The 23,220-nt window shown below is 60.7% G+C and carries 37 protein-coding genes; 3 read left to right on the forward strand and 34 right to left on the reverse strand.

The features are described 5' to 3' along the window. Window positions 1–45 precede the first annotated feature (45 nt). The 22 genes from I3253_RS05390 to rpmC all read right to left on the reverse strand — a co-directional run bounded on the left by I3253_RS05390 (window position 46) and on the right by rpmC (window position 13,422). Window positions 46–1,365 (reverse strand): replication-associated recombination protein A, encoded by a 1,320-nt coding sequence (locus I3253_RS05390; RefSeq protein WP_197916628.1) that lies wholly within the window; start codon window positions 1,363–1,365, stop codon window positions 46–48. A 6-nt stretch (window positions 1,366–1,371) separates the two neighbouring features. Beyond that, window positions 1,372–2,757 carry a trypsin-like peptidase domain-containing protein gene (locus I3253_RS05395; protein WP_197916629.1) on the reverse strand — a complete coding sequence of 462 codons (1,386 nt, stop codon included), beginning with the start codon at window positions 2,755–2,757 and terminating at the stop codon, window positions 1,372–1,374. Window positions 2,758–2,904: 147 nt separating this feature from the next. Beyond that, complete coding sequence (rplQ, locus tag I3253_RS05400; RefSeq protein WP_197916630.1) at window positions 2,905–3,330, reverse strand: 50S ribosomal protein L17; 426 nt, start codon at window positions 3,328–3,330, stop codon at window positions 2,905–2,907. A 129-nt stretch (window positions 3,331–3,459) separates the two neighbouring features. Then, on the reverse strand, window positions 3,460–4,476 hold the full coding sequence (locus I3253_RS05405; RefSeq protein WP_197916631.1) for a DNA-directed RNA polymerase subunit alpha: 1,017 nt from the start codon (window positions 4,474–4,476) through the stop codon (window positions 3,460–3,462). 113 nt (window positions 4,477–4,589) lie between these two features. Then, entirely contained in the window at window positions 4,590–4,979 is a 390-nt protein-coding gene (rpsK, locus tag I3253_RS05410; protein WP_197916632.1) for a 30S ribosomal protein S11, read from the reverse strand. A gap of 15 nt (window positions 4,980–4,994) precedes the next feature. Beyond that, on the reverse strand, window positions 4,995–5,363 hold the full coding sequence (rpsM, locus tag I3253_RS05415) for a 30S ribosomal protein S13 (RefSeq protein ID WP_197916633.1): 369 nt from the start codon (window positions 5,361–5,363) through the stop codon (window positions 4,995–4,997). Window positions 5,364–5,555: 192 nt separating this feature from the next. Beyond that, entirely contained in the window at window positions 5,556–5,759 is a 204-nt protein-coding gene (locus I3253_RS05420; RefSeq protein WP_197916634.1) for a hypothetical protein, read from the reverse strand. After that, a complete protein-coding gene (locus tag I3253_RS05425; protein ID WP_197916635.1) occupies window positions 5,756–6,397 on the reverse strand; it encodes an adenylate kinase in 642 nt (213 codons plus the stop codon). Before I3253_RS05425 ends, I3253_RS05420 begins: the two co-directional genes overlap by 4 nt. Next, window positions 6,394–7,755 carry a preprotein translocase subunit SecY gene (gene secY, locus I3253_RS05430; protein WP_197916636.1) on the reverse strand — a complete coding sequence of 454 codons (1,362 nt, stop codon included), beginning with the start codon at window positions 7,753–7,755 and terminating at the stop codon, window positions 6,394–6,396. The genes I3253_RS05425 and secY overlap by 4 nt, the downstream gene beginning before the upstream one ends. Window positions 7,756–7,862: 107 nt before the next feature. Further along, entirely contained in the window at window positions 7,863–8,336 is a 474-nt protein-coding gene (gene rplO, locus I3253_RS05435; RefSeq protein ID WP_197916637.1) for a 50S ribosomal protein L15, read from the reverse strand. A gap of 220 nt (window positions 8,337–8,556) precedes the next feature. Beyond that, complete coding sequence (locus tag I3253_RS05440; RefSeq protein ID WP_197916638.1) at window positions 8,557–8,763, reverse strand: DUF1127 domain-containing protein; 207 nt, start codon at window positions 8,761–8,763, stop codon at window positions 8,557–8,559. Between the two features lie 293 nt (window positions 8,764–9,056). Next, window positions 9,057–9,245, reverse strand: a complete 189-nt coding sequence (rpmD, locus tag I3253_RS05445) for a 50S ribosomal protein L30 (RefSeq protein WP_093094507.1) — start codon at window positions 9,243–9,245, stop codon at window positions 9,057–9,059. A gap of 13 nt (window positions 9,246–9,258) precedes the next feature. Continuing rightward, a complete protein-coding gene (gene rpsE, locus I3253_RS05450) occupies window positions 9,259–9,828 on the reverse strand; it encodes a 30S ribosomal protein S5 (RefSeq protein ID WP_197916639.1) in 570 nt (189 codons plus the stop codon). 175 nt (window positions 9,829–10,003) lie between these two features. Continuing rightward, the gene (gene rplR, locus I3253_RS05455; protein WP_197916640.1) at window positions 10,004–10,363 is read right to left on the reverse strand and encodes a 50S ribosomal protein L18; all 360 of its coding nucleotides are present in this window, start codon (window positions 10,361–10,363) and stop codon (window positions 10,004–10,006) included. Between the two features lie 11 nt (window positions 10,364–10,374). After that, window positions 10,375–10,908 (reverse strand): 50S ribosomal protein L6, encoded by a 534-nt coding sequence (gene rplF / locus I3253_RS05460; RefSeq protein WP_197916641.1) that lies wholly within the window; start codon window positions 10,906–10,908, stop codon window positions 10,375–10,377. A 10-nt stretch (window positions 10,909–10,918) separates the two neighbouring features. After that, window positions 10,919–11,308, reverse strand: a complete 390-nt coding sequence (gene rpsH, locus I3253_RS05465; protein WP_197916642.1) for a 30S ribosomal protein S8 — start codon at window positions 11,306–11,308, stop codon at window positions 10,919–10,921. A gap of 13 nt (window positions 11,309–11,321) precedes the next feature. Then, window positions 11,322–11,627: a 30S ribosomal protein S14 gene (gene rpsN, locus I3253_RS05470; RefSeq protein WP_197916643.1), complete on the reverse strand. Its 306-nt coding sequence runs from the start codon at window positions 11,625–11,627 to the stop codon at window positions 11,322–11,324. 18 nt (window positions 11,628–11,645) lie between these two features. Continuing rightward, window positions 11,646–12,206 (reverse strand): 50S ribosomal protein L5, encoded by a 561-nt coding sequence (rplE, locus tag I3253_RS05475; protein WP_197916644.1) that lies wholly within the window; start codon window positions 12,204–12,206, stop codon window positions 11,646–11,648. Beyond that, window positions 12,199–12,510 carry a 50S ribosomal protein L24 gene (gene rplX / locus I3253_RS05480; RefSeq protein ID WP_197916645.1) on the reverse strand — a complete coding sequence of 104 codons (312 nt, stop codon included), beginning with the start codon at window positions 12,508–12,510 and terminating at the stop codon, window positions 12,199–12,201. The genes rplE and rplX overlap by 8 nt, the downstream gene beginning before the upstream one ends. Before the next feature lies 1 nt (window position 12,511). Further along, a complete protein-coding gene (rplN, locus tag I3253_RS05485; protein ID WP_005621870.1) occupies window positions 12,512–12,880 on the reverse strand; it encodes a 50S ribosomal protein L14 in 369 nt (122 codons plus the stop codon). Window positions 12,881–12,976: 96 nt separating this feature from the next. Beyond that, entirely contained in the window at window positions 12,977–13,207 is a 231-nt protein-coding gene (gene rpsQ / locus I3253_RS05490) for a 30S ribosomal protein S17 (RefSeq protein WP_197916646.1), read from the reverse strand. A gap of 14 nt (window positions 13,208–13,221) precedes the next feature. Further along, window positions 13,222–13,422 (reverse strand): 50S ribosomal protein L29, encoded by a 201-nt coding sequence (rpmC, locus tag I3253_RS05495; RefSeq protein ID WP_197916647.1) that lies wholly within the window; start codon window positions 13,420–13,422, stop codon window positions 13,222–13,224. A 441-nt stretch (window positions 13,423–13,863) separates the two neighbouring features. Here rpmC and I3253_RS05500 point away from each other — a divergent pair, with 441 nt between their 5' ends. Continuing rightward, a complete protein-coding gene (locus I3253_RS05500) occupies window positions 13,864–14,820 on the forward strand; it encodes a response regulator (RefSeq protein WP_197916648.1) in 957 nt (318 codons plus the stop codon). A gap of 17 nt (window positions 14,821–14,837) precedes the next feature. Here I3253_RS05500 and I3253_RS05505 read toward each other — a convergent pair whose 3' ends face one another. The 8 genes from I3253_RS05505 to rplB all read right to left on the reverse strand — a co-directional run bounded on the left by I3253_RS05505 (window position 14,838) and on the right by rplB (window position 19,512). Next, window positions 14,838–15,533: a Crp/Fnr family transcriptional regulator gene (locus I3253_RS05505; RefSeq protein WP_232272119.1), complete on the reverse strand. Its 696-nt coding sequence runs from the start codon at window positions 15,531–15,533 to the stop codon at window positions 14,838–14,840. Between the two features lie 144 nt (window positions 15,534–15,677). Further along, a complete protein-coding gene (locus tag I3253_RS05510) occupies window positions 15,678–15,884 on the reverse strand; it encodes a cold-shock protein (protein ID WP_197916649.1) in 207 nt (68 codons plus the stop codon). Between the two features lie 205 nt (window positions 15,885–16,089). Then, the gene (locus I3253_RS05515; protein WP_197916650.1) at window positions 16,090–16,710 is read right to left on the reverse strand and encodes a 2OG-Fe(II) oxygenase family protein; all 621 of its coding nucleotides are present in this window, start codon (window positions 16,708–16,710) and stop codon (window positions 16,090–16,092) included. 159 nt (window positions 16,711–16,869) lie between these two features. Next, on the reverse strand, window positions 16,870–17,283 hold the full coding sequence (rplP, locus tag I3253_RS05520; RefSeq protein WP_197916651.1) for a 50S ribosomal protein L16: 414 nt from the start codon (window positions 17,281–17,283) through the stop codon (window positions 16,870–16,872). Window positions 17,284–17,296: 13 nt separating this feature from the next. Beyond that, entirely contained in the window at window positions 17,297–18,004 is a 708-nt protein-coding gene (rpsC, locus tag I3253_RS05525; RefSeq protein WP_197916652.1) for a 30S ribosomal protein S3, read from the reverse strand. Beyond that, window positions 18,004–18,384, reverse strand: a complete 381-nt coding sequence (gene rplV / locus I3253_RS05530) for a 50S ribosomal protein L22 (protein ID WP_197916653.1) — start codon at window positions 18,382–18,384, stop codon at window positions 18,004–18,006. The genes rpsC and rplV overlap by 1 nt, the downstream gene beginning before the upstream one ends. 3 nt (window positions 18,385–18,387) lie before the next feature. Next, window positions 18,388–18,666 carry a 30S ribosomal protein S19 gene (rpsS, locus tag I3253_RS05535; protein ID WP_197916654.1) on the reverse strand — a complete coding sequence of 93 codons (279 nt, stop codon included), beginning with the start codon at window positions 18,664–18,666 and terminating at the stop codon, window positions 18,388–18,390. Window positions 18,667–18,669: 3 nt separating this feature from the next. Continuing rightward, window positions 18,670–19,512 carry a 50S ribosomal protein L2 gene (gene rplB / locus I3253_RS05540; protein WP_197916655.1) on the reverse strand — a complete coding sequence of 281 codons (843 nt, stop codon included), beginning with the start codon at window positions 19,510–19,512 and terminating at the stop codon, window positions 18,670–18,672. A 430-nt stretch (window positions 19,513–19,942) separates the two neighbouring features. Here rplB and I3253_RS05545 point away from each other — a divergent pair, with 430 nt between their 5' ends. Further along, a complete protein-coding gene (locus I3253_RS05545) occupies window positions 19,943–20,266 on the forward strand; it encodes a phasin family protein (RefSeq protein ID WP_197916656.1) in 324 nt (107 codons plus the stop codon). A 70-nt stretch (window positions 20,267–20,336) separates the two neighbouring features. Here the strand turns inward: I3253_RS05545 and I3253_RS05550 are convergent, their stop codons facing one another. From I3253_RS05550 to rpsJ, 4 genes are read right to left on the reverse strand one after another with little or no spacing between them, the layout of a single operon-like run. Beyond that, window positions 20,337–20,633 (reverse strand): 50S ribosomal protein L23, encoded by a 297-nt coding sequence (locus I3253_RS05550; protein WP_197916657.1) that lies wholly within the window; start codon window positions 20,631–20,633, stop codon window positions 20,337–20,339. After that, window positions 20,630–21,247 (reverse strand): 50S ribosomal protein L4, encoded by a 618-nt coding sequence (gene rplD, locus I3253_RS05555; RefSeq protein ID WP_197916658.1) that lies wholly within the window; start codon window positions 21,245–21,247, stop codon window positions 20,630–20,632. Before rplD ends, I3253_RS05550 begins: the two co-directional genes overlap by 4 nt. Further along, entirely contained in the window at window positions 21,244–21,969 is a 726-nt protein-coding gene (rplC, locus tag I3253_RS05560) for a 50S ribosomal protein L3 (RefSeq protein ID WP_197916659.1), read from the reverse strand. Before rplC ends, rplD begins: the two co-directional genes overlap by 4 nt. A 14-nt stretch (window positions 21,970–21,983) precedes the next feature. Further along, a complete protein-coding gene (gene rpsJ, locus I3253_RS05565; protein ID WP_093094483.1) occupies window positions 21,984–22,292 on the reverse strand; it encodes a 30S ribosomal protein S10 in 309 nt (102 codons plus the stop codon). 395 nt (window positions 22,293–22,687) lie between these two features. Here rpsJ and I3253_RS05570 point away from each other — a divergent pair, with 395 nt between their 5' ends. Then, on the forward strand, window positions 22,688–23,062 hold the full coding sequence (locus tag I3253_RS05570; RefSeq protein ID WP_197916660.1) for a glycine zipper family protein: 375 nt from the start codon (window positions 22,688–22,690) through the stop codon (window positions 23,060–23,062). Window positions 23,063–23,220: the final 158 nt, after the last annotated feature.

A 23,220-nucleotide genomic window follows, 5' to 3' on the forward strand; every position in this document is an offset into this window, starting at 1 on the left:
AATACTCCGGGGGGGTCGCCCAACGGGCGACGGGGGCAGCGCCCCCTACCCGCCCCGCTTGGCACGCAGCGTCGCAAAGTAATCCAGCCGCCGCTTCAACTCGCGCTCGAACCCGCGCTCGACCGGCGTGTACAAAACCGGCCGCTTCACGTCTTCAGGGAAATAGTTCTGCCCCGAAAATCCGTCCTCGGCATCGTGATCGTATGCATACCCGTCGCCATATCCCTGATCGGCCATCAACGATGTGGGCGCGTTCAGAATGTGCCTGGGCGGCATGGCCGAGCCGGTCTTTCGCGCCAGCTTGCGCGCCGCCTTGTAGGCGCCGTATCCGGCATTGCTCTTGGGGGCCAGCGCCAGATACACCACCGCCTGCGCCAGCGCCAGCTCGCCCTCCGGGCTGCCCAGCCGCTCATAGGTCTCCCAGCCCTGCAAACACACCGCCTGCGCCTGGGGATCGGCCAGTCCGATATCCTCCACCGCCATGCGCGTGATCCGGCGCGCCAGATAGCGCGGGTCTTCGCCCCCCTCCAGCATCCGCGCATACCAGTAAAGCGCCGCGTCCGGGTCCGACCCGCGCACCGATTTGTGCAGCGCCGAGATCAGATTGTAATGGGCATCACCGGATTTGTCATACTGCGCCGCGCGCCGCATCAACCGGGTCGACAGCGCCTCGGGGTCCAGCTTGCCCGGCAGGTTCCAGGCCATGACCTGCTCGATCAGGTTCAAAAGCGCGCGCCCGTCGCCATCGGCCATTTCCAGCAGCGCCTCGCGCGCGGGCCCGCTCAACGGCAACGCCCGGTCCAGCGCGCGCTCGGCGCGCTGGGCAAGCCTCTCCAGATCGCCCAGGCTCAGCCGTTCCAGCACCAGCACCTGGGCGCGGCTCAATAGCGCCGCGTTCAGCTCGAAACTCGGGTTCTCGGTGGTTGCTCCCACCAAAAGGATGGTGCCGTCTTCCATATGCGGCAGGAAACCATCCTGCTGCGCCTTGTTGAAGCGATGAATCTCGTCCACGAACAACAACGTGCCCTTGCCGTTCGACCGGCGCATCCTGGCCGCCTCGAACACCTTGCGCAGATCCGGCACCCCGGTGAAGATCGCGCTGATCTGCACGAAATGCAGATCGGTCTCATCCGCCAGAAGCCGCGCAATCGTGGTCTTGCCCACCCCCGGCGGCCCCCAGAACACCAGCGAAGACAACGCGCCCGAGGCCAGCATCACGCCCAGCGGCGCCTCGGGGCCCAGAACCTGCTCCTGCCCGATCACCTCGCCCAGGCTGCGCGGGCGCAACCGATCGGCCAGCGGTCGGTGCCCGGCTCCGGGGTCGTCGGCCCCATCGCGGGGCACGGAATCAAATAGGTCGGCCATTTTCCCTCACAGGCGAAACCGCATCACGATACGTTTCGTGCCGCGCTGCACGTCCAGCGTAAGCCGCTGACGCGCCGCGCGCAAAGCCCGATCTGCCGCCCTGGGGGTGTCAACCGTTTCTCCGTCAATAGCGCGCAGCACATCGCCGGGCGCCAGACCAAGCCGCGCGCCCACCTCGCCCGGGGCCTCGACAACCACCCCCTCAAGGCTCAACGGCAACCCGTACTGCCCCAACACCGCCGGGTTGATCCGCGACAGCACCATCCCCGGTATCGCCGCGCGACGCCCGGTCTCGACCGTGTCGCGCGGCGGCGTTTCCGGCGCCACGTCCATGCGTACCCGGCGCGTTTGCGGCGCGCCGTCGCGCACCATCAACACATCCGCCTCGGTGCCCAGCCCGGCCACCGACATGCGATAGATCATCTCCGAAGGTGTGTTGACCGGCTCGCCGTCCACTTCCAGGATCACGTCGCCCGGTTGGAACCCGGCCGTCTTGAACGGGCTTTCGCGATGCAACTCGGAAATCACGATGCCGCCGGGACGCTCCAGCCCAAGCCCAGGGGCCATATCCGCATCGACGGGTTGGCCGAACATACCGGCCCAGGGGCGCTGAAACGCATCGCGCCCGTCGCGCGCCTGCGTCATGAACTGCGCCACAAGCCTGGACGGGATGGCGAAACCGATGCCGTTGGACCCGCCCGACCGGGTCAGGATCGAGGTGTTGATCCCGATCAACGCGCCATTCACGTCAATCAGCGCCCCCCCGGAATTGCCCGGATTGATCGGCGCGTCGGTTTGCAGGAAATAGCCGCGCGCATTGCCGGTTGCCACGCCCGACCGGGCCAGGCCCGACACGATGCCGCTGCTCACGGTCTGTCCAACACCGAACGGGTTGCCAATGGCCAGCACCAGTTCCCCCACCTCCACGGTGTCGCTGTCACGCAAACGCAGAAAGGGCATGTCCCTGGCGTCTTCAAGTTGCAGGATCGCAAGGTCGCTTTCCTCGTCCGCCAGCAACACCCTTGCGGAAAACTCGCGCCGATCGTTCAACTGAACCCGGATATCCGTGGACAGCTTCACGACGTGATAATTCGACACCACGATCCCGTCTTCTGAAAGAATCACGCCGGACCCAAGCGAATTTTGCACCTTTGGCCGGGCATCGGCGAAATCGCGGAACAGGCTCTCAAAGAACGGATCGCCCTGAAACGGGCTGGAGCGCACATTGACCACCCGCTTGGCATAGATGTTCACCACCGCCGGGGCCGCGTCCTTCACCAGCGGTGCGAATCCCAGCGAAATCTCGGCCTGGCTTTGCGGCACCCTTGTCTGGCTTGCCCCGATGACGGGCAACAAAGACAGAATCAGAACGGTCAGAATGGTGCGCAACATGACAACTCCTCGGCTTTGGCGTTGATATGCAAAGCCAGTCCCGGTTTTGCAAGCCACGCGGGCGAAACCGCGCCATGGCCACAGCCAAAGAAAAACCCCCGCCTGACGGGCAGGCGGGGGCAGTTCAACGGGCATGGCCCGAGGGAATTATTCGTCGTCAGCCGCCGCTTCTTCGGCTGCCATGCGGGCCTTGTCGCCGGCGCCCTTGGCGTCCAGGTCACGGTCCACGAATTCGATGATCGCCATCGGCGCCATGTCACCATAGCGGAAACCGGCCTTCAGAATACGGATATAGCCACCGGGACGCTCGGCATAGCGCGGACCCAGAACGTCAAAAAGTTTGGCGACATACTGATCTTCCTTCAGGCGCGATGCAGCCAGACGGCGCGAGTGCAGATCACCCTTTTTGGCCAGCGTGATCAATTTTTCAACGATCGGGCGCAGTTCCTTGGCCTTGGGCAGGGTTGTCTTGATCTGCTCGTGTTCGATCAACGAGCCCGCCATGTTCGAAAACAGGGCCTTGCGGTGTTCGTGGGTGCGGTTCAGGCGGCGATAGCCACGTTTATGACGCATGAGTCTTACTCCGATATTTGCCCTCTACGGGCGATTTTGCTTTGTCTGGCCGGCGATGCGTGTCACCGGCTCTCCTTGGGGCAGGCTTGCCCATATTGTCCCCGGCACGTCCGGGCATTGGAAGACTCCTTAGAAGGAGTCTTCGAATTTCTTGGCCAGATCCTCGATATTGTCCGGCGGCCAGTCCTCGACATCCATGCCAAGGTGCAGACCCATGCCCGACAACACTTCCTTGATCTCGTTCAGCGATTTGCGGCCAAAGTTCGGGGTGCGCAGCATCTCGGCTTCGGTTTTCTGAATCAGATCGCCGATATAAACGATGTTGTCGTTCTTCAGGCAGTTGGCCGAACGCACCGACAGTTCCAGCTCGTCCACCTTCTTCAGCAGCAGCGGGTTGAATTCCAGGCCGTCATCTTCTTCCTGGCGGCCAGCCGATTCCGGCTCTTCAAAGTTCACGAAGATGCTCAGCTGGTCCTGAAGGATACGCGCAGCATAGGCCACCGCATCTTCCGGCGTGACCGACCCGTCCGTGTCAACCTTCATGGTCAGCTTGTCATAGTCCAGCACCTGGCCCTCGCGGGTGGGCTGCACGTCATAGCTGACCTTCTTGACCGGCGAATAGATCGCGTCGATCGGGATCAGACCGATGGGCGCGTCTTCCGGCTTGTTCTTGTCAGCCGACACATAGCCCTTGCCGGTGTTGACGGTCAGTTCCATGTACAGATCCGCGCCATCGTCGAGGTGACAGATCACGTGCTCCTTGTTCAGCACCTCGATACCAGCGCTGTCACTGATATCGCCAGCCGTCACTTCGCCCGGCCCCTTGGCATTGATCGACAGGCGCTTGGGCCCTTCGACTTCCATGCGCAGGCTCACGCCCTTGAGGTTCAGGATGATGTCGGTCACATCCTCGCGCACACCGGCGACCGAGGAAAACTCGTGCAACACGTTGTCAATCTGTACGCTGGTGATGGCCGCGCCTTGCAGGCTCGACATCAAGACGCGGCGCAGCGCGTTGCCCAGGGTCAGACCAAAGCCACGTTCCAGCGGTTCAGCCACAACCGTGGCCTGTCGCGCGGGATCATTGCCCGGCTTCACTTCCAGCTGGGTCGGCTTGATCAATTCTGCCCAATTCTTGTGGATCATGCGTCCCTCCATTCTTGCCTGTCTCCCATGTCCAAAAGAGCCAGACGCCCGAGGTTTCAAAACGACGAACTGGGGCCGTGCAGAACACGCGGCCCCAGCGGTAAAATTCGTACTTAGACGCGGCGGCGCTTTGGCGGGCGGCAGCCGTTATGCGCGATCGGGGTCACATCACGGATCGAGGTGATGTTGAAGCCAACCGCGGCCAGGGCGCGCAGCGCCGATTCACGGCCCGAACCCGGGCCCTGAACTTCGACTTCAAGCGTCTTGACGCCGTGTTCCTGAGCCTTCTTGCCCGCATCTTCCGCAGCCATCTGAGCGGCGTAAGGCGTCGATTTCCGCGATCCCTTAAAACCCATCGTGCCAGCCGACGACCACGAGATCGCGTTGCCCTGCACATCCGAGATCAGGATCTTGGTGTTGTTGAACGAAGAGTTCACATGCGCCACACCGGTGGCGATATTCTTGCGCTCTTTACGCTTGGTGCGTGTCTTGTCGCGTGCCATTGATCGAACCCTCCCTTACTTCTTCTTGCCGGCGATCGGCTTGGCCGGGCCCTTGCGGGTACGGGCGTTGGTGTGGGTACGCTGACCGCGAACCGGCAGGTTACGGCGATGGCGCAGGCCACGGTAGCAACCCAGGTCCATCAGGCGCTTGATGTTCATCTGCACTTCGCGGCGCAGGTCGCCTTCGACGGTGTAATTCGCGTCGATATGCTCGCGGATGGCCAGCACTTCGGCATCGCTCAGTTCGTTCACACGACGGGTTGCGTCGATGTTCACGGACGAACAGATTTCCTTGGCCGACGAGGGGCCAATTCCGGTGATATAAGTCAGGGCGATCGGGACCCGTTTGTGGGTCGGGATGTTAACGCCGGCAATACGTGCCACGTGTCACTTTCCTTTTCGTTGCGGTTCCGTAGTGCCGGAACCTTTTTTCACAACGTAAGCCCGACGCGATTCGCGGCCGGGCCTCAGCTGATTCAGGTGGTCTTGCGTTGCGGGTGCGACCCGGCGCAATGTATGATTCTCTCTTCCGAGATGGTGCGGTTTATGGGCGATCCCGCAGGGTGTCAAGGCCCATCATTCACACAGGCGCGCGCGTTCGTTTTCGTCCTGGATATACTGCGGCGCGTTTTTGTCCAGGCACGGGCTGATGTACCGATTGAAATAGGATTGGAACCCCAATAGCCCCGCCAGGCTCAATACGCCGATGCTGCCAAAAACAAGCATCAGCCGCTTGCCTTTCCGGTTCAACTTCTTCACCTCGGGTGCAGGGGATGTCACGTCAGGGCCGCCTCGATGCTTGCCTTCACCTCGTTGATCTCGCCCAGCCCGTTGACCGTGCGCAGATCCCCCTTGGCATAATAATAGCCGATCAGCGGCGACGTTTTCTTGTAATACTCCATCAACCGCTGCTTCAGGCTCTCTTCATTGTCATCCGCACGGCGCGAAACCTGCGGGTTGTCACAGTTGACACAGCTGCCATCGGCGGGCCAGGGCTTGGTCTGGTCGTTATAGACCTCGCCGCAATTGCCACAGGTCGACCGGGCCGTGATCCGCGCCACCAGCGCGTCATCGTCCACCTGCATCTCGATCACGGCATCAAGCCGCTCACCTTTTTCGGCAAGCAGATCGGCCAGCGCGTCGGCCTGTGGCAAAGTGCGCGGGAAGCCGTCAAAGATGAACCCGCCCCGCTTGTCACCTTCCAGCTTTTCGCGGATCAGGCCGATCACGATCTCATCCGTCACCAGATCGCCACGCGCCATGACCTCGGCCACCAGCCTGCCCATCGCGGTGCCGGACTCCTTGGCCTCGCGCAGCATGTCGCCGGTGCTCAGCTGGATCATGTTACGCTCTTCCACGAGAAAGCGCGCTTGCGTACCCTTTCCCGCGCCCGGCGGGCCAAGCAGAATGATGTTCATCTACGCGCCGCTCCCTTCTTGCCCCGCTTCTTGCTCTTGCCGCGCAGCTGCGACTTCTCGATCAGCCCTTCATACTGATGGGCCAGAAGGTGGCTTTGCACCTGTTGGATCGTGTCCATCGTCACCGACACGACAATCAGAACCGACGTGCCGCCGAAATAGAACGGGATCGCGAACTGACCCCGCAGGATCTCGGGCAGGATCGTGACCGCCGCCAGATAGCCCGCGCCAAGCACCAGAACCCGGTTTACCACGTATTCCAGATACTCGGCCGTCCGCTTGCCGGGGCGAATGCCGGGAACAAATCCGTTCTGGTTCTTCAGGTTGTCGGCCACATCTTCGGGCTTGAAGCTGACATTGAACGTGTAGAAATAGGCGAAGAACACCACCATCGACACGAAGAACAGCAGATACAAAGGCTGGCCGGGGCCGAAATAGGCCAGGATCGTCGACATGACCGGCCCGGTTTGCGCACCCGAGAATGTCGAAATCGTCGTTGGCAACAAAAGCAGCGAACTGGCAAAAATGGCCGGGATCACGCCCGCCGGGTTCACCTTGACCGGCAGATGCGACGAACCGCCATCGTACATCTTCATGCCCACCTGGCGTCGGGGATACTGAATGTGGATCTTGCGCAGTGCGCGTTCCATGAACACCACAAAGGCAATCACGGCCACCACCATCACGATCACACCCACGATCACCGCCGGGCTGATCGCGCCAGACCGGCCCGAGGCCAGGAATTGCGCCAGCGCGGCAGGAAGTTCGGCGACGATACCAACAAAGATGATCAGCGAAATACCGTTCCCAATGCCGCGCGCGGTGATCTGCTCGCCCAGCCACATCAGGAACATGGTGCCGCCCACCAGCGTGATCAAAGTCGAGAAGCGGAAGAACAGGCCCGGGTCGGTGGCCAGATCCCCGGCTTCCAGGCTGACAGCCAGGCCATAGGCCTGCACCGTCGCCAGCGCCACGGTGCCGAACCGGGTATACTGGTTGATCTTCTTGCGGCCCTGCTCGCCCTCTTTCTTGAGCTGCTCCAGCGAGGGCACCATCGAGGACAACAGCTGCACGATGATCGAAGCCGAGATATACGGCATGATTCCCAAGGCAAAGATGCCCATCCGCCCCAGCGCGCCGCCTGTGAACATCGACAGGATGCCGCCTAGGCCCGAAGCCGCGCTGTCCATGAACTCCCGCAATGCAACGCCATCGATGCCGGGCACCGGAATCCAGGTGCCCAGGCGGTAGACGATAAGCAATGCAAGGGTGAACAGGATGCGATTGCGCAGGTCGGTAGCTTTGCCAAGCGCGGCCCAGCTTGTGTTTGCGGCCATTTGTTCTGCTGCGGATACCATGCGGTTCTCTCTTGGACTGGAAACGCCGCCAGAACCGTTTTCCGGTCAGGCGGCGTTTGGAAAACTTGCTAGGGTATGTAAGCGGATGCGGACCCGCTCACAACCACTTATTCAGACGCTGGCGCGGTTTTGACCGACAGCGAGCCGCCTGCTTTTTCCACGGCCGCGATTGCAGACTTGGATGCACCGGTCACTTCAATGGTCAGCTTGGAGGTCACGTCACCCTTGGCCAGCACGCGGACACCGTCCAGCTTGCGGCGCACGAGCCCGCTGGAAATCAGCGCGTCCTCGGTCACGGTTTCGTCGGCATTCAGCTTGCCGGCGTCGATGAATTTCTGGATCAGGCCCAGGTTGACCACGGCGAATGCCTTGCGGTTGGGCTTGTTGAAGCCGCGCTTGGGCAGACGCTGATACAGCGGCATCTGGCCGCCTTCATAGCCGTTGATGGCCACACCCGAACGGGATTTCTGGCCCTTGATACCGCGGCCACCCATCTTGCCCTTGCCAGAGCCGGGGCCACGTCCAACGCGCGTGCGTTTCTTGGTTGCGCCGGGATTGTCGCGCAGTTCGTGCAGTTTCATGTCGCTTCTCCTATGCCGGATGTGGCCCCCGAAGCGTAACGGACCAACCACGGCGTTTCTTGATTTTGATTCTGCGGCCACATGGGGCCACCGGGGGCGTATAGACCTTCGACCCTGACGACGCAAGCCATTCCCGCGCCACCCTGTCCCGGAACGAAAAACGCCCCCGTCCAGCGACAGGGGCGCTTGCGCAGCCAACCGGGATCAGGCCCCGAGGCGCTTACCTTCCGGCAACCTGGGCACAGGTTGTTTCCAGGTCACACCGGCGCAGACCGATATCGGCCAGTTCACGGTTGGTCAGGCGTGAAAGCTCACGGTAGGTCCGGCGATAGGCCGCACGCTGGGCAGCGTTCTCGCGCAGGGTTTCAACAAATGCCCGAAGGCGTTCGACGACGCCATAAGGCGCGTGTGTGGTTGTATATGCCATTTTCATGTTCCTTTCGGCGGTCCGGGGACCAGGTCAACCCGGGCAATCAGTCTTGTCGTCTTGAACGACCAAGCTCAGATAGGGGCGCCGCCGCGCCGCGGCAAGCGATGACCCGTCAAACCCGTCATGCAGCCAATGCATGGCATCCTCATTCCTGCCACAACGTGCTGCGCAGCCCCGGGCAGAGATGGCCATTCCGCAACCGGGCTGCCTTTCTAACTCATTGGCCGTCGACAAAAAGACGCCCCGCAGTTTTCTGCGGGGCGTTTCAATGCTCTACCGTTGAAATGGGCTCAGCCCTTTTCTTCGATGATCTCTACCAGATGCGGGATCTTGTTGATCATGCCGCGCACCGACGGCGTGTCTTCCAGTTCGCGGGTCCGGTTCATCTTGTTCAGGCCCAGGCCGATCAGCGTGGCACGCTGGTCCTGAGGGCGACGGATCGGGCTGCCGACCTGTTTCACAACGATGGTTTTTGCCATGTCTTGCTACTCCTTACGCTTCAGCCGCTTCGGGGGCCGGTGCATCTTCCTTGCGCAGGATATCAGCAACCTTCTTGCCCCGGCGGGCTGCCACGTGACGCGGGCTCGATTCTTTCTTGAGCCCGTCGATCGTGGCGCGGATCATGTTATAGGGGTTTTGCGATCCGATCGATTTCGAGACCACGTCCTTGATGCCCAGCATCTCGAACACGGCACGCATCGGACCACCGGCGATGATCCCGGTTCCTTCCGGCGCGGTGCGCATGACCACTTTCCCGGCGCCATGACGGCCTTCGATGTCGTGGTGCAGCGTGCGACCTTCGCGCAGCGGCACGCGAATCATCTGGCGCTTGGCCTGTTCGGTGGCCTTGCGAATGGCCTCGGGGACTTCTTTCGCCTTGCCCTTGCCAAAGCCGACACGGCCCTTCTGGTCGCCGACAACCACGAGCGCGGCAAAGCCAAAACGCTTACCACCCTTCACGGTTTTCGACACACGGTTGATCGCAACAAGACGATCGGCGAATTCCGGGGTTTCGTCTTCGCGGTTGCGGCCACGGCCCCGGCGGTTATCACGTTCTGCCATTCGGCACTCCATTTGGTTTCGGCGCTTGCGCGCCTTGTTCGGTCAATCGCAGTGACCCGTATGGGCCCTCGATCATCGAGGCAGGGTTGGCTGCCTTCATGTTGCAGGGTGCGTGCATGCACGCACCCTACGGTGTTTCAGACGGTCGGGTGCGTGCATGCACACACCACCCCGGTCAGATCTTCAGTCCACCTTCACGCGCGGCGTCGGCCAAAGCCTTCACCTTGCCGTGAAAGAGGAATCCACCTCGGTCGAAATAGGCTTCTTCCACGCCGGCTTTCCTGGCGCGTTCGGCAATCGCGGCGCCCACCTTGGTGGCGGCCTCCACGTTGTTCTTGCCGACAACGCCCAGATCCTTTTCGAGCGTCGAGGCCGAAGCCAGGGTGACGCCGTTCACGTCGTCGATCAGCTGAACGCTGATGTTCTTGTTCGACCGGTGAACCGAAAGACGCGGACGCCCTGCGTTGACCTTGCGAAGCTTGTTCCGGACGCGCAGGCGGCGCTTTAGGAACAGTTCCCGTTTGCTGTTTGCCATCTGTCTGGTCCTTACTTCTTCTTGCCTTCCTTGCGGAAGATATACTCGTCGACATACTTGATGCCCTTGCCCTTGTAGGGCTCGGGCTTGCGCCATTCGCGGATATTGGCCGCGACCTGGCCGACAAGCTGTGGGTCTGTGCCTTCGACAATGATCTGCGTGGCTTTGGGTGCGGTTACGGTGATCCCGGCCGGCACTTCAAAGTTCACGTCATGGCTCAGGCCAAGCGCCAGCTTCAGGGTGTTGCCCTGCATCTGAGCACGATAGCCCACACCGTTGATCTCCAGCTCTTTCTTGAAGCCGGTCGTCACACCGGTCACCATGTTGGCGATCACGGTACGGGACATGCCCCATTGCTGGCGTGCGCGCTTGGAAGAACCGCGCGGCGTCACTTTCACAACGTTATCTTCCACGCTCAGCGTGACATCGTCGGTTGCCGTGAAGGACTGGGTGTCCTTCGGGCCTTTGATTTCGATGGTCTGGCCGGAGACAGAGGCAGTTACGCCGCTGGGCAGCTCGACCGGTTTTTTACCAATACGAGACATAAAGCTCTCCTTAGAACACCGTGCAAAGCACTTCGCCGCCAACCTTGTTGGAGCGCGCGCTAGCATCCGACATCACACCCTTGGAGGTGGAGACAATCGACACGCCCAGGCCCTGACGGACAGTGGGGATGTCATTGACGCCCATGTAGACGCGACGACCGGGTTTGGAAACCCGCTTGAGTTCGCGAATGACAGGGGTGCCCTCATAATACTTCAGGCTGATTTCAAACGCCGGATGGCCGTTTTCATCTGCCTTCTCGTAGCCGCGGATGTAGCCTTCGTCGGCCAGCACATCCAGAACCCAGCCACGCAGCTTGGACGCCGGTGTCTTCACCGTCGACTTGCCGCGCATCTGGCCGTTGCGGATACGGGTCAGCATATCACCGATAGGATCGTTCATGTCTTAACCCTCCTTACCAGCTCGACTTGACCATGCCGGGGATCTGACCAGCAGAGCCCAGCTCGCGCAGCGCAATCCGGCTGACCTTCAGCTTACGATAGTAAGCGTGAGGACGACCGGTCAGCTGGCAACGGTTGTGCAGACGGGTTGCCGAGCTGTTGCGCGGCAGTTTCGCCAGTTTCAGACGCGCCTTGAAACGCTCTTCCATCGGGCGGCTTTCATCATTCGCGATCTCTTTCAGCTCAACGCGTTTGGCGGCGTATTTTTCCACCAGGCGCTGACGCTTCTTCTCGCGTTCGATCATTGCTTTCTTAGCCATGTCTCTCTTCCTTCCCGATTACGCGCTGAAGGGCATGTTGAAATGCTTCAACAGGCTCTTGGCTTCGGCATCGGTTTCAGCGGTGGTGGTGATCACGATATCCATGCCCCAGGCTTCATCGACCTTGTCAAAGTCGATCTCGGGGAACACGATGTGCTCTTTCAGACCGGTGGCAAAGTTGCCACGGCCGTCAAAGCTCGGCTTCACACCACGGAAGTCGCGGATACGCGGCATCGCAACCGTGATCAGGCGGTCCAGGAATTCGTACATCCGGTCGCCACGCAGCGTCACCTTGGCGCCCATGGGCATGCCTTCGCGCACCCGGAAACCCGCGATCGAGTTCTTGGCAATGGTCGTGATCGCGTGCTGGCCTGCAATCGCGGTCAGATCGGCCTGCGCCGACTTGGCCTTCTTGCTGTCCTTCACGGCGGCCCGGCCACATCCGATGTTCAGAACGATCTTGTCCAGACGCGGGATCTGCATGTCGTTCTTGTAGCCGAACTCTTCTTTCAGAGCGGCGCGGACGGTGTCCTTGTACGCGGCCTTCAGGCGCGGGGTGTAGTCAGTGGAATCAAGCATCGATCACGTCCCCCGTGGTCTTGGCAAAACGCACCTTCTTGTCACCTTCCATGCGAAAGCCGACACGAGTGGGTTTGCCATTTGCGTCCAGGATTGCCAGATTCGACAGGGCAATCGGCATCGCCTTGGGAAGGCGGCCGCCCTGGCTGGTCTGGGTCTGCTTGGTGTGGCGGATCGAGATGTTGATCCCGTCCACAACGGCCTTGCCGGCTTTCGGGTCAACAGACGTGATCGTCCCTTCCTTGCCCTTGTCCTTGCCGGCCAGCACGACGACCTTGTCGCCCTTCTTCAGTTTGGCAGCCATCTTACAGCACCTCCGGGGCGAGCGAGATGATTTTCATGAAGTTCTTGGCACGCAGTTCGCGAACAACCGGGCCAAAGATACGGGTACCGACCGGCTCGTTGTTGTTGTTCAGGATAACGGCTGCGTTGCGATCGAAACGGATCGCGGTGCCATCTTCACGACGGACTTCTTTTGCGGTGCGCACGACGACGGCCTTGCGGACATCCCCTTTCTTGACGCGACCACGTGGAATGGCTTCCTTGACCGAGACGACGATGATGTCGCCCACGGATGCGTATTTACGCTTGGAACCACCCAGAACCTTGATGCACTGAACACGGCGTGCGCCGCTGTTGTCAGCAACATCCAGGTTGGTTTGCATCTGGATCATGTGGTTTCTCCCGACCTTTGGGGCGCCGATGCGTGGCGTAACCCCCAGGGTTTCGACTGACTGTCAAGCCCGGTCGCTATGGGAGCCTTGCGGCTCTTAAGCTTCCAGAACTTCCCAGCGTTTGGTTTTCGAACGCGGAGCGCATTCGATAATGCGAACAGTGTCACCCACCTTGTAGGCGTTGTTCTGATCGTGAGCCCGGTACTTCTTGGACTTACGGATGGTCTTCTTCAGAACCGGGTGGGTGAAACGGCGTTCAACCGACACGGTGACTGTCTGGGCGTTGGCGTCCGAGGTTACGGTGCCGGTCAGAATACGTTTGGGCATCTATCTGGCTCCTCTTACTCGGTTGCCGACGTGGCTTTTTCGTTCAGGATCGTCTTCACGCGCGCGGTGTTGCGACGCACCTGGCGCATGCGCGCAGGGTTTTCCAAGGCGCCGGTGGCGGCCTGGAAACGCAGGTTGAAGCTTTCCTTCTTAAGATTGGCCAGCTCTTCACGCAGCTGGTCCGGCGTCTTATCACGCAGTTCGTTGGCGTTCATCGCCTTTTCCTTTCTCATACACCAGAAGGCCCCCTGGGTTATCTGAGGGGTGACCTTTACCCTGATGGACAAATGACAAACACGCGAATCCCCGTTGCCCGGGACTCCGCGAGATGGCGCTCTATACGGGGCGGGTTCGGGGATGACAAGGGAAAGTTGCCGCCCGGCCGCCGAAACTGTCCATATCGCGCCTCAAGACCGGAAACCTTCCACCGTCGCGGCACTCGCCCGCCGCTGCCCGGCAGATCCGCGCCCATATCAAAACAGTCTAAAAATATGGATCTGATATATTGCTTTCCAGACCCCATCCCTTTATGCGATAGAGAATACAGGATGCACAACCAATAGTAGATCAATGGCAGGACATAAACATCATTTCCCGTTCTGTGAGTTAACTGTACCGGTGCAAGTTCAGCACCCAATTGTCAGGACAAAGGCTACATGACAACTCTTCTGGTTGACGACAATCCCGACATTCTGGCGCTGCTGGAAGCCACGCTCGAAGCGTTCGGATATTCAAACATCCAAACGGCCGCGTCCGGCCAGGCAGCCCTTGATCTGATCGAAAATGCCCCTGCGCCGTTCGACCTGATGCTGCTCGATATCCAGATGCCCCTCATGACAGGGATCGAGCTTTGCAGCGCGATCCGGGCCCGCCCCGAGTACCAGTTCACACCGATCATCATGGTCACAGCCATGTCCGATCAGGCCCATATCGACAATGCCTTTGCCGCCGGCGCAACCGACTACATCACCAAGCCGTTTCAGTTCGAGGATATCAAGCACCGGATCACGCTGGCCGAGCGCGCCTCTTTCCAGGCCGAACAACTGGCCAACAATGCCGTCGCCCTTGCCGGTGACGGTGTCGGGTCCGGGGCCGGGCCACGGCTGGGGATCGAAGATGCCATTCCCATCGACGATGTCGACGGCGTCCTGCGGTTGCATGCGTTCGAAAACTACCTTGCGCAAATGGGCCGCCTTGAATTCAGCCGCACCCGGCTGGAAATCCTGACCGTCACCAATATCAGCGCGATCTTCGAACGCAGCGATTCCCGCGAGTTTTCCGACCAGGTCACGGACATCGCCGAATGTGTCTCGGACGCGATGCGCAGTTTTGCGCCGCTGATCGCCTATTTCGGGCGCGGTCTGTACTGTATCGCGGTGTCCAGCCGGTGCACCAAGACCCTGGCGGAATTGTCGGCGGATATCCATGCGCAGATCGAAACGACCGGACTGGTCTATCGTGACGGCAGCCCGGTGACGGTGGATTTCGAATTGTACGATCTGGGCAAGCGCAGCTTCATTTCTCCACGCAGCCAGGTCGACTTCGTCAAACGCATGATCCGGGAGCTGAAACTGGCGGCACATGCTTCGGCGCCAAGCATGGCAACCAACTGACCGCCAATCAGAACGGCCTAGGCCGACGCGTCTTCCTTCGGCCGCAGGGTATTCTGAAACACCAGCTTGGCCCGCATGTCCCGGGCAAATGCCGCCTCCAGCACGCCCATCGTGGCGTGGTTGGTCTGGCGCAGGCGAACCACCTTTGCGCGCTCGATCCGCCACACCCGTGCCGGAGTTTGCAGGATCGCCGTCGCCACCGCGCCCCCCTCGCCCAATAGCGACATCTCGCCAATGAAATGCCCGTCCGCCACAACCCGCACAAGGCGCCCGCCGCTGTGCACGGCCACTTCGCCGCTGGCGATGTAGCACAGGAACTCCGGCGTTTCGCCCTCGACGGTCAGCACCTTGCCCTCTGGCAAATCCTCCCAGCGACCAAGATCCAGAAACCGCCGCGCCCGCCCCGGTGACAGCCCCAGCAGGAACCGCGCGCGAAACCCGTCTTCCTCGTCCGAAAACACCGCCCGCCGGTCATTGCGCCAAAGAATGGTCAACTCGGCAACATTCACCGCCACCAGCAGCGCCTGCCAGAACACGCCCACCGGGTTGCCCAGCCAGAAGAAATCAAACGCAATACCCACCAGCGCCGAGGCGATCACGCACAGCCGCAACCACAACATGCGCCGCATCAGCATCGACAACACCAGCAGCAGATAGGACAAATGTCCGGCCCAGCCTTCGGTGATAAAGCTTGTGTCCACTGTCGGGAACAATCCAGACGCCCCCTTATTCAGGGCTACAGTCTGCCCGATCCGCGGCGAAAGGCAAACGTGCTTTGCGCCCCGCGCCCGCCACCGGCCACAAAAAAACGGCCCCGCACATGCGGGACCGTCTTCATCGTGTCATGCGCAGGTGGCTTAGGCCAGTGCGATATTCACGGCAGATTCGCGACCGTCACGACCCGATTCCAGGTCAAAGGTCACTTTCTGATCGTCGGCAAGGCCGGTCAGGCCGGAACGCTCAACAGCCGAGATGTGCACGAACACGTCTTTGCTGCCGCCGTCGGGCGCGATGAAACCAAAACCTTTTGTCGTGTTGAACCATTTTACGGTGCCAGTGGCCATATCCGTAGTCTCCATATCAAATGTTACCCACACAATGCGGCAACCTGGCGTAGTCGGTCTGGATCGAAAGACTGAACGCCATGATAGCAGAGACAGTGGTCGAAAAAGAATAACGTAAGCCCGCCTCATATGGCGACAATCGGGGGGCATTGCAAGGACGCATTTGCAACATTCGGCGCGGGGCAGGCGAATAGTTGCCCGCGCCTTATGCCCACTTGTAGTTGAAACTCACCGAAATTCGTTCGTCTTCCGCAAGGTTGATCGGCACCTCATGGCGTAGCCAGCTTTCCCATAACAGCACGTCGCCAACCTCGGGTTTGACATAAATGAACGGTTGCAAATCGCGCCGCGCCTCCTTGCGCCGCGTCGGGGCCGCCATCATCCGGGCCGAACGCGGGTCTTCCAGTTTCAGCGCACTCGCCCCGCCCGGCATCAACACATAGGTGGTGCCGCTGATCACCGAATGGGGATGCAGGTGGGAACTGTGCGTACCGCCCTCGGGCAGGATATTGATCCACAGGTCTTCGAGTTCCAGCGCCCGCCCGTCCAGATCAAACTCCAGATCCGCGACAAAGGCCGCCACATGCGCATCCAGCGCCGCTACAATGTCGGCAAAGATCGGGAACCGCCACGGCAGATCGCTCAACGACGCATAGGACGTATATCCCGGATAGCCGTTCTCCTCGCACCACACCTGTCCGGCCTCGTCATCTTCGGCAATGGAATAACACGAGGCTTCCAGCTCCTGCGGGTCAATCGGGTTGCCGTGCTCGGACAGGCGGGCACGGTAAAGGCGGGTCACAAAGAGCGATTCGATCTGGGCCATGCCCGAGATTTACCGCAAGCCGCCGCCCGGTGCGAGCCGGAACCACCCGGTTCGCCTGCCGCTGCGCGCCTTGAGCGCCACCAACCAAAAAGCCCCCGCCGGTCCAACCGGCGGGGGCTCCTGTCTGTCGGCAGACCGGGCTTTCGCCCGAAACGCCTTTTACCAATCTTCACGCACCACGATGCGGGTCTTGATCGGCAGTTTCATGGCCGCCAGACGCAGCGCCTCGCGGGCAACCTCGTTCGACACACCGTCGATCTCGAACATCACGCGGCCGGGTTTGACCTTGCATGCCCAGTAATCGACCGAGCCCTTACCTTTACCCATACGCACTTCGGTCGGTTTCGACGTGACCGGCGTGTCGGGGAAGATACGGATCCAGACGCGGCCCTGACGTTTCATGTGACGCGTCATGGCACGACGTGCGGCTTCGATCTGACGGGCCGTCACGCGCTCGGGCGTGGTGGCTTTCAGGCCGAAAGAGCCAAAGTTCAGGTCAGACCCGCCTTTTGCAAGGCCCTTGATCCGGCCTTTGTGCATCTTGCGGAATTTTGTACGCTTTGGTTGAAGCATTGTTCAGTCTCCCTTAGCGACGACCGCCGGCACCACGAGGTGCAGGGCCATCCTGGAGTTCCTGTGCCTTACGGTCGCGTGCCGACGGATCGTGCTCCATGATCTCACCTTTGAAGATCCAGACCTTGATCCCGATGATCCCATAAGGGGTCATCGCTTCGGATGCGGCGTAATCGATGTCGGCGCGCAGCGTGTGCAGCGGCACACGGCCTTCGCGGTACCATTCGGTCCGTGCGATCTCGGCACCACCCAGGCGACCAGCCACGTTCACCCGGATACCCAGGGCGCCCATGCGCATGGCGTTCTGCACGGCCCGCTTCATAGCGCGGCGGAACGAAACACGGCGTTCCAGCTGCTGGGCGATGCTCTCGCCGACCAGCTGAGCGTCCAGCTCGGGCTTGCGCACTTCAACGATGTTGAGGTGCAGCTCCGAATCGGTCATCGAGGCAATTTTCTTGCGCAGCACTTCAATATCTGCGCCTTTCTTGCCGATGATGACGCCGGGACGTGCGGTGTGGATCGTGACGCGGCACTTCTTGTGCGGACGCTCGATGATCACGCGGGCGACACCGGCCTGCTTGCACTCGTCCTTGATGAACTCGCGGATGCGCAGATCTTCCAGCAGCAGATCACCATAGTCCTTGGTGTCCGCATACCAGCGGCTGTCCCAGGTGCGGTTGACCTGAAGACGCATACCGATTGGATTGACTTTATGACCCATTAGGCTTGCTCCTCAACTTGGCGCACCGTGATGGTGAGTTCCGAGAACGGCTTCATGATCTTGCCGAAACGGCCACGGGCACGCGGGCGACCGCGCTTCATGACCAGGTTCTTGCCCACATAGGCTTCGGCGACGATCAGCTCGTCGACATCCAGGTTGTGGTTGTTCTCGGCATTGGCGATTGCGGATTGAAGGCACTTCTTCACATCCTGCGCGATCCGCTTGTTCGAGAAAGTCAAGTCGGTCAGCGCCTTCTCAACTTTCTTGCCGCGGATCATGCCGGCCACCAGGTTCAGTTTCTGCGGGCTCGTGCGAAGCATCCGGACTTTGGCCATTGCTTCGTTGTCAGCCACGCGGCGGGGGTTCTTTGCCTTGCCCATGACTTACTTCCGCTTCGCTTTTTTGTCGGCCGCATGACCGTAATAGGTCCGGGTCGGTGCGTATTCACCGAACTTCTGACCGATCATGTCTTCGCTGACGTTGACGGGGATATGTTTGCGACCATTGTAAACGCCGAACGTCAGGCCCACGAACTGGGGCAGGATCGTCGAGCGGCGCGACCAGATCTTGATAACTTCGTTGCGGCCCGACTCGCGCGCTGCTTCGGCTTTCTTCAGCACGTAAGCATCGACAAAGGGGCCTTTCCATACAGAGCGAGACATATATTAACGCCCCTTCTTCTTGGCGTGGCGCGAGCGGATGATAAGCTTCTGCGACGCTTTGTTCTTGTTGCGGGTGCGCGCACCCTTGGTCGGCTTGCCCCAGGGCGATACCGGGTGACGACCACCCGATGTCCGGCCTTCACCACCACCATGAGGGTGATCGATCGGGTTCATCACCACACCACGGACAGACGGGCGCTTGCCCTTGTGGCGCATACGACCGGCTTTACCGTAGTTCTGGTTGGAATTGTCGGGGTTGGACACGGCACCGACGGTGGCCATGCATTCCTGACGCACCAGACGCAGCTCACCCGAGCTCAGGCGGATCTGGGCGTAACCGCCGTCGCGACCAACGAACTGGGCATAGGTGCCCGCGGCACGCGCGATCTGACCGCCCTTGCCGGGCTTCAGTTCGATATTGTGCACGATGGTACCGATCGGCATCCCCGAGAACGGCATTGCGTTGCCCGGCTTGATGTCGGCCTTGGCCGAGGCGATCACCTGATCACCAATCGCCAGACGCTGCGGCGCCAGGATATAGGCCTGTTCGCCGTCTTCGTATTTCACGAGCGCGATGAACGCGGTCCGGTTCGGGTCATACTCGATCCGTTCGACGGTGGCCGCCACATCGAATTTGTTCCGTTTGAAGTCAACAATCCGGTAAAGGCGTTTTGCCCCACCACCGCGACGACGCGATGTGATCCGTCCGGTATTGTTCCGGCCGCCCGACTTGGTCAAACCCTCGGTGAGGGCTTTGACAGGGCGTCCTTTCCAAAGCTCCGAACGGTCGATCAGCACCAGCCCGCGCTGGCCCGGCGTCGTCGGCTTATACGACTTGAGTGCCATGCTTTCTGTCTTCCGTTTAGCGTGCCACGGGTGGTCCCGCAGCTATGTTTGAGGCCCCCGTAGGTGCCAATGGTATAGGCCCCCGTAGGTGCCCGACGAAATAACAACCGGCCCCAGAACGAATCTGAGGCCGAGAGCGATGGGTGCTAGTAACAGGGAGCTCGGGGGGTGACAAGTAGGCACCACCCGATTTCTCTGCCGCGCCACCAATCCAGCGCGCCCCCTTGCCCCACAGCCGCGCGCGGTGGCGCTCCAATGCTTGTCGGTCGCGTCAAATTTGCCATTCCCATGCGTCCCATCGATGCTGGCACACCTGTTGCGCCCAACGCCTCGGACACGACCCAAATCAAGGCGCCCGCCCCTCCATCATGCTAGACTCCCCCATCACGCCTTCCACACACGGCAAGGCCCTTCACAAGGAGATGCCCCGATGGCCAAGTCCAAATCCCAAAGCGCGAAACCGCCAGAAACAAACCCGATGGCCGACGTGATGACCGCCATCACTCCTATGGCTGCCGAGGCCTGGCAGGATATCATGCGGGAAAGTGCGCGGTTCATGACGGAGCGCCTGCAAAAGGATCTGGAAACCCAGCAAGCCATGCTCGCCTGCAAATCTCCGGCCGAATTGTTGCAGTTGCAGGCAGAGTTCTACCAGAACGCGCTGTCGGACTATTCCCAGGAGGCCACGCGCATGCTCAAGCTCATGTCCAAGGCCGGCGGGGCGTCGCGCGGCTATGACGACATCCCGCTATAAGTTCTGCCGCCAACAAGAAAACCCCGGCCTGAGGTCAAGCCGGGGTTTCAAGTCTTGGATCAGGCGTCGATTACAGACCGGTGGTCACGTCGATCGTGTTGCCTTCTTCCAGGGTCACATAGGCCTTTTTCACGTCCTTCCGCTTGCCCAACTGGCCGCGGAAGCGTTTGACCTTACCCTTGGTGATGGTGGTGTTCACCGCCTTGACCTTCACACCAAACAGCGCCTCGACGGCCTCTTTGATCTGGGGTTTGTTGCTGCCGATTGCCACTTCGAAAACAATCGCGCCGTTTTCGGACGCCATGGTCGATTTCTCGGTGATGATCGGCTTGCGGATCACATCGTAATGTTCTGCCTTCGCGCTCATTTCAGTCGAGCCTCCAGTGCTTCGACACCCGCCTTGGTGATCACCAGCGTGTCACGCTTGAGGATGTCATAGACGTTTGCGCCCATCGTCGGCAGGATATCCAGACCTTCGATGTTCTTGGCCGCCTGGGCAAAAGCTTCGTTCACCGACGCACCGTCGATGACCAACGCGCGTTTCCAGCCCAGGTTTGCAACCTGCTTGGCCAAAGCGGCGGTCTTGCCTTCTGCTTCGGCGTTGTCGATCACGACCAGCTCGCCGGCCTTCGCCTTGGCGCTCAGCGCGTGCTTGAGACCCAGCTTGCGGAACTTCTTCGGCAGGTCGTGGGCGTGCGAACGCGGGGTCGGACCCTTGTAGATACCACCCTTACGAAAGATCGGTGCGTTGCGGTCACCGTGACGCGCGCCACCGGTGCCCTTCTGGCGATAGATCTTCTTGGTCGAATAGCTGGTTTCCGAACGGGTTTTCACCTTGTGGGTCCCCGCCTGCGCCTTGTTGCGCTGCCAGCGCACCACGCGGTGCAGGATGTCCGCACGCGGCTCCTGTCCGAACAGGTCGTCGGACAGTTCTACCGAACCGACCTTGGATCCGTCGAGTTTGATTACGTCAAGTTTCATGCTTCACCACCTTCCGCAGGGGCCTCTTCAGCCGGTGCTTCGGTTGCCGCCGCTTTCAGTCCGGCCGGAAACGGCAGGCCTTCGGGCGCTTTCTTCTTCACGGCGTCCTTGACAGTGACCCAGCCACCCTTGGAGCCGGGAACGGCACCTTTGATGAACACCAGACCACGATCGGCGTCGGTCTTGACGACTTCCAGGTTCTGGGTGGTCACACGCGCGGCGCCCATATGGCCGGCCATCTTCTTGCCCTTGAACACTTTGCCAGGATCCTGACACTGACCGGTCGAACCGTGCGAACGGTGGCTGATCGACACACCGTGCGATGCACGCAGGCCACCAAAGTTCCAACGTTTCATCGCACCGGCAAAACCTTTACCGATCGACGTGCCGCTGACATCCACTTTCTGGCCTTCAACGAAATGCTCTGCCGAAATCTCGGCACCCACTTCGATCAGGGCATCTTCGGAAACGCGGAACTCGGCCAGCTTGCGCTTGGGTTCCACCTTTGCGGCGGCAAAGTGGCCGCGCATGGCTTTCGATGTCCGTTTGGCCTTGGCAGAGCCAGCGCCGAGTTGAACGGCCGTATAACCGTCTTTCTCGGTGGTGCGCTGCGCAACAACCTGCAGGCCGTCAAGGTGAAGAACGGTTACAGGGACCTGCTTGCCGTCTTCCATGAACAAGCGGGTCATGCCCACTTTCTTCGCGATAATTCCAGAGCGCATCTGTGATACCCTCCTTAGACCGAGATCTGGACATCAACACCAGCCGCCAGGTCGAGCTTCATCAGCGCGTCCACGGTCTGGGGAGTCGGATCAACGATGTCGAGCAGGCGCTTGTGCGTGCGGATCTCGAACTGATCGCGGGATTTCTTGTCCACGTGCGGGCCACGCAGAACGGTGAATTTTTCAATCTTGTTCGGAAGCGGGATCGGGCCACGCACGGTTGCGCCAGTGCGCTTTGCCGTGTTCACGATTTCCTGGGTGCTGGCGTCCAGCACGCGGTAATCGAAAGCCTTCAGCCGAATGCGAATGTTTTGACTTTGCATTTCGTCAGCCTTTTATCAGGCGTTGGAGTTGAGAGGAGGATGGGCGACCACCGCGCACCCTCGTCGAACCCAAACCGCGGGAATCACCCCGCCGCCACATTCTCTTGGAGAACTCGCGCGATATACAGGGGGTGGGGGTGGGTGGCAAGTGCCAATTAGACCCGCCTTTCAGGAACCGCCCCTTTGCGCGACCGCCGGTCTGGGCGGGTTGGCAGCGCGGTCGCGCGGCAGCGGCATCCAGGCGCGCCGGACTGTCGAAAAATTGCCGGCCCTTGGCGTTTTTCCGCCGCCGGTCCACCTCTGCCCTGTTGTCCGGCGTCCGGTTGCGCCAATCTGATCCCTGTACAGTATGATCCACGCGAACACCTTTCGTCATTCCAGCCGAGGTCTTTTCCATGAAACACATCCGAGTCTTCGCGACCCTGCCCCTGATCGGACTGCTTGCAGCCTGCGCCAATACAGGCGCCAATTACGTCCCGGTGATCGATGGGCCTGTAAAGGCCAGCTACAATGCCGATCTCGCGGCTTGCCAGAACCTCGCCGCTTCGCAAGGTGTGCTGGACAGCAATGCAGGCGGCAAGGCCGCTGCCGGAGCCGGTATCGCCGCCGCCGGAACGGCCATCCTCAACAACGAGGGCAACAATGTCCGGGACGCCGCTGCCGTAGGCGCTTTGGCCGGGCTGACCGCCAGCGCCATCGATCAGAACTCCAGGAAAGAAACTATCGTCAGGAACTGCATGCGCCAGCGCGGCTATAACGTGGTTGGCTGACCAAGTACCTCGCTGCACCCTTGCGGGTGTCCTCGGACGAGGCACAAAAAAGGCCGCCCCCTGGGGCGGCCTTTCGGTTTTGGGCGGGGCGGCAGAGCCGCCGGTGCCTTACTCGATGATCTTCGACACGACGCCCGAACCCACGGTGCGGCCGCCTT

The organism is Thiosulfatihalobacter marinus (assembly GCF_016019955.1).
Classification (GTDB): Bacteria; Pseudomonadota; Alphaproteobacteria; order Rhodobacterales; family Rhodobacteraceae; genus Shimia; species Shimia marinus_A.

Coding starts and splice junctions, on each gene's coding strand:
- rplX (WP_197916645.1), bottom strand. CDS start 12,510: ATGGCTGCCAAACTGAAGAAGGGCGACAAGGTCGTCGTGCTGGCCGGC.
- rplP (WP_197916651.1), bottom strand. CDS start 17,283: ATGCTTCAACCAAAGCGTACAAAATTCCGCAAGATGCACAAAGGCCGG.
- rpsQ (WP_197916646.1), bottom strand. CDS start 13,207: ATGCCCAAACGTATTCTGACCGGCACCGTAACCTCGGACGCCAACGCC.
- rplN (WP_005621870.1), bottom strand. CDS start 12,880: ATGATCCAGATGCAAACCAACCTGGATGTTGCTGACAACAGCGGCGCA.
- I3253_RS05570 (WP_197916660.1), top strand. CDS start 22,688: ATGAAACACATCCGAGTCTTCGCGACCCTGCCCCTGATCGGACTGCTT.
- rplC (WP_197916659.1), bottom strand. CDS start 21,969: ATGCGCTCTGGAATTATCGCGAAGAAAGTGGGCATGACCCGCTTGTTC.
- rplV (WP_197916653.1), bottom strand. CDS start 18,384: ATGGGCAAGGCAAAGAACCCCCGCCGCGTGGCTGACAACGAAGCAATG.
- I3253_RS05390 (WP_197916628.1), bottom strand. CDS start 1,365: ATGGCCGACCTATTTGATTCCGTGCCCCGCGATGGGGCCGACGACCCC.
- rplR (WP_197916640.1), bottom strand. CDS start 10,363: ATGGCAAACAGCAAACGGGAACTGTTCCTAAAGCGCCGCCTGCGCGTC.
- rpsC (WP_197916652.1), bottom strand. CDS start 18,004: ATGGGTCATAAAGTCAATCCAATCGGTATGCGTCTTCAGGTCAACCGC.
- I3253_RS05405 (WP_197916631.1), bottom strand. CDS start 4,476: ATGATCCACAAGAATTGGGCAGAATTGATCAAGCCGACCCAGCTGGAA.
- I3253_RS05510 (WP_197916649.1), bottom strand. CDS start 15,884: ATGGCCACTGGCACCGTAAAATGGTTCAACACGACAAAAGGTTTTGGT.
- rpsE (WP_197916639.1), bottom strand. CDS start 9,828: ATGGCAGAACGTGATAACCGCCGGGGCCGTGGCCGCAACCGCGAAGAC.
- I3253_RS05550 (WP_197916657.1), bottom strand. CDS start 20,633: ATGAGCGCGAAGGCAGAACATTACGATGTGATCCGCAAGCCGATCATC.
- I3253_RS05515 (WP_197916650.1), bottom strand. CDS start 16,710: ATGGCCCAGATCGAATCGCTCTTTGTGACCCGCCTTTACCGTGCCCGC.
- rplD (WP_197916658.1), bottom strand. CDS start 21,247: ATGAAACTTGACGTAATCAAACTCGACGGATCCAAGGTCGGTTCGGTA.
- rpsK (WP_197916632.1), bottom strand. CDS start 4,979: ATGGCACGCGACAAGACACGCACCAAGCGTAAAGAGCGCAAGAATATC.
- rpsN (WP_197916643.1), bottom strand. CDS start 11,627: ATGGCTAAGAAAGCAATGATCGAACGCGAGAAGAAGCGTCAGCGCCTG.
- rpsJ (WP_093094483.1), bottom strand. CDS start 22,292: ATGCAAAGTCAAAACATTCGCATTCGGCTGAAGGCTTTCGATTACCGC.
- I3253_RS05500 (WP_197916648.1), top strand. CDS start 13,864: ATGACAACTCTTCTGGTTGACGACAATCCCGACATTCTGGCGCTGCTG.
- rplO (WP_197916637.1), bottom strand. CDS start 8,336: ATGAAACTGCACGAACTGCGCGACAATCCCGGCGCAACCAAGAAACGC.
- I3253_RS05440 (WP_197916638.1), bottom strand. CDS start 8,763: ATGGCATATACAACCACACACGCGCCTTATGGCGTCGTCGAACGCCTT.
- rplQ (WP_197916630.1), bottom strand. CDS start 3,330: ATGCGTCATAAACGTGGCTATCGCCGCCTGAACCGCACCCACGAACAC.
- rplF (WP_197916641.1), bottom strand. CDS start 10,908: ATGTCTCGTATTGGTAAAAAACCGGTCGAGCTGCCCAGCGGCGTAACT.
- I3253_RS05545 (WP_197916656.1), top strand. CDS start 19,943: ATGGCCAAGTCCAAATCCCAAAGCGCGAAACCGCCAGAAACAAACCCG.
- I3253_RS05395 (WP_197916629.1), bottom strand. CDS start 2,757: ATGTTGCGCACCATTCTGACCGTTCTGATTCTGTCTTTGTTGCCCGTC.
- rpsH (WP_197916642.1), bottom strand. CDS start 11,308: ATGAACGATCCTATCGGTGATATGCTGACCCGTATCCGCAACGGCCAG.
- rplB (WP_197916655.1), bottom strand. CDS start 19,512: ATGGCACTCAAGTCGTATAAGCCGACGACGCCGGGCCAGCGCGGGCTG.
- rpmC (WP_197916647.1), bottom strand. CDS start 13,422: ATGAACGCCAACGAACTGCGTGATAAGACGCCGGACCAGCTGCGTGAA.
- rplE (WP_197916644.1), bottom strand. CDS start 12,206: ATGCTTGATTCCACTGACTACACCCCGCGCCTGAAGGCCGCGTACAAG.
- rpmD (WP_093094507.1), bottom strand. CDS start 9,245: ATGGCAAAAACCATCGTTGTGAAACAGGTCGGCAGCCCGATCCGTCGC.
- secY (WP_197916636.1), bottom strand. CDS start 7,755: ATGGTATCCGCAGCAGAACAAATGGCCGCAAACACAAGCTGGGCCGCG.
- I3253_RS05425 (WP_197916635.1), bottom strand. CDS start 6,397: ATGAACATCATTCTGCTTGGCCCGCCGGGCGCGGGAAAGGGTACGCAA.
- rpsS (WP_197916654.1), bottom strand. CDS start 18,666: ATGTCTCGCTCTGTATGGAAAGGCCCCTTTGTCGATGCTTACGTGCTG.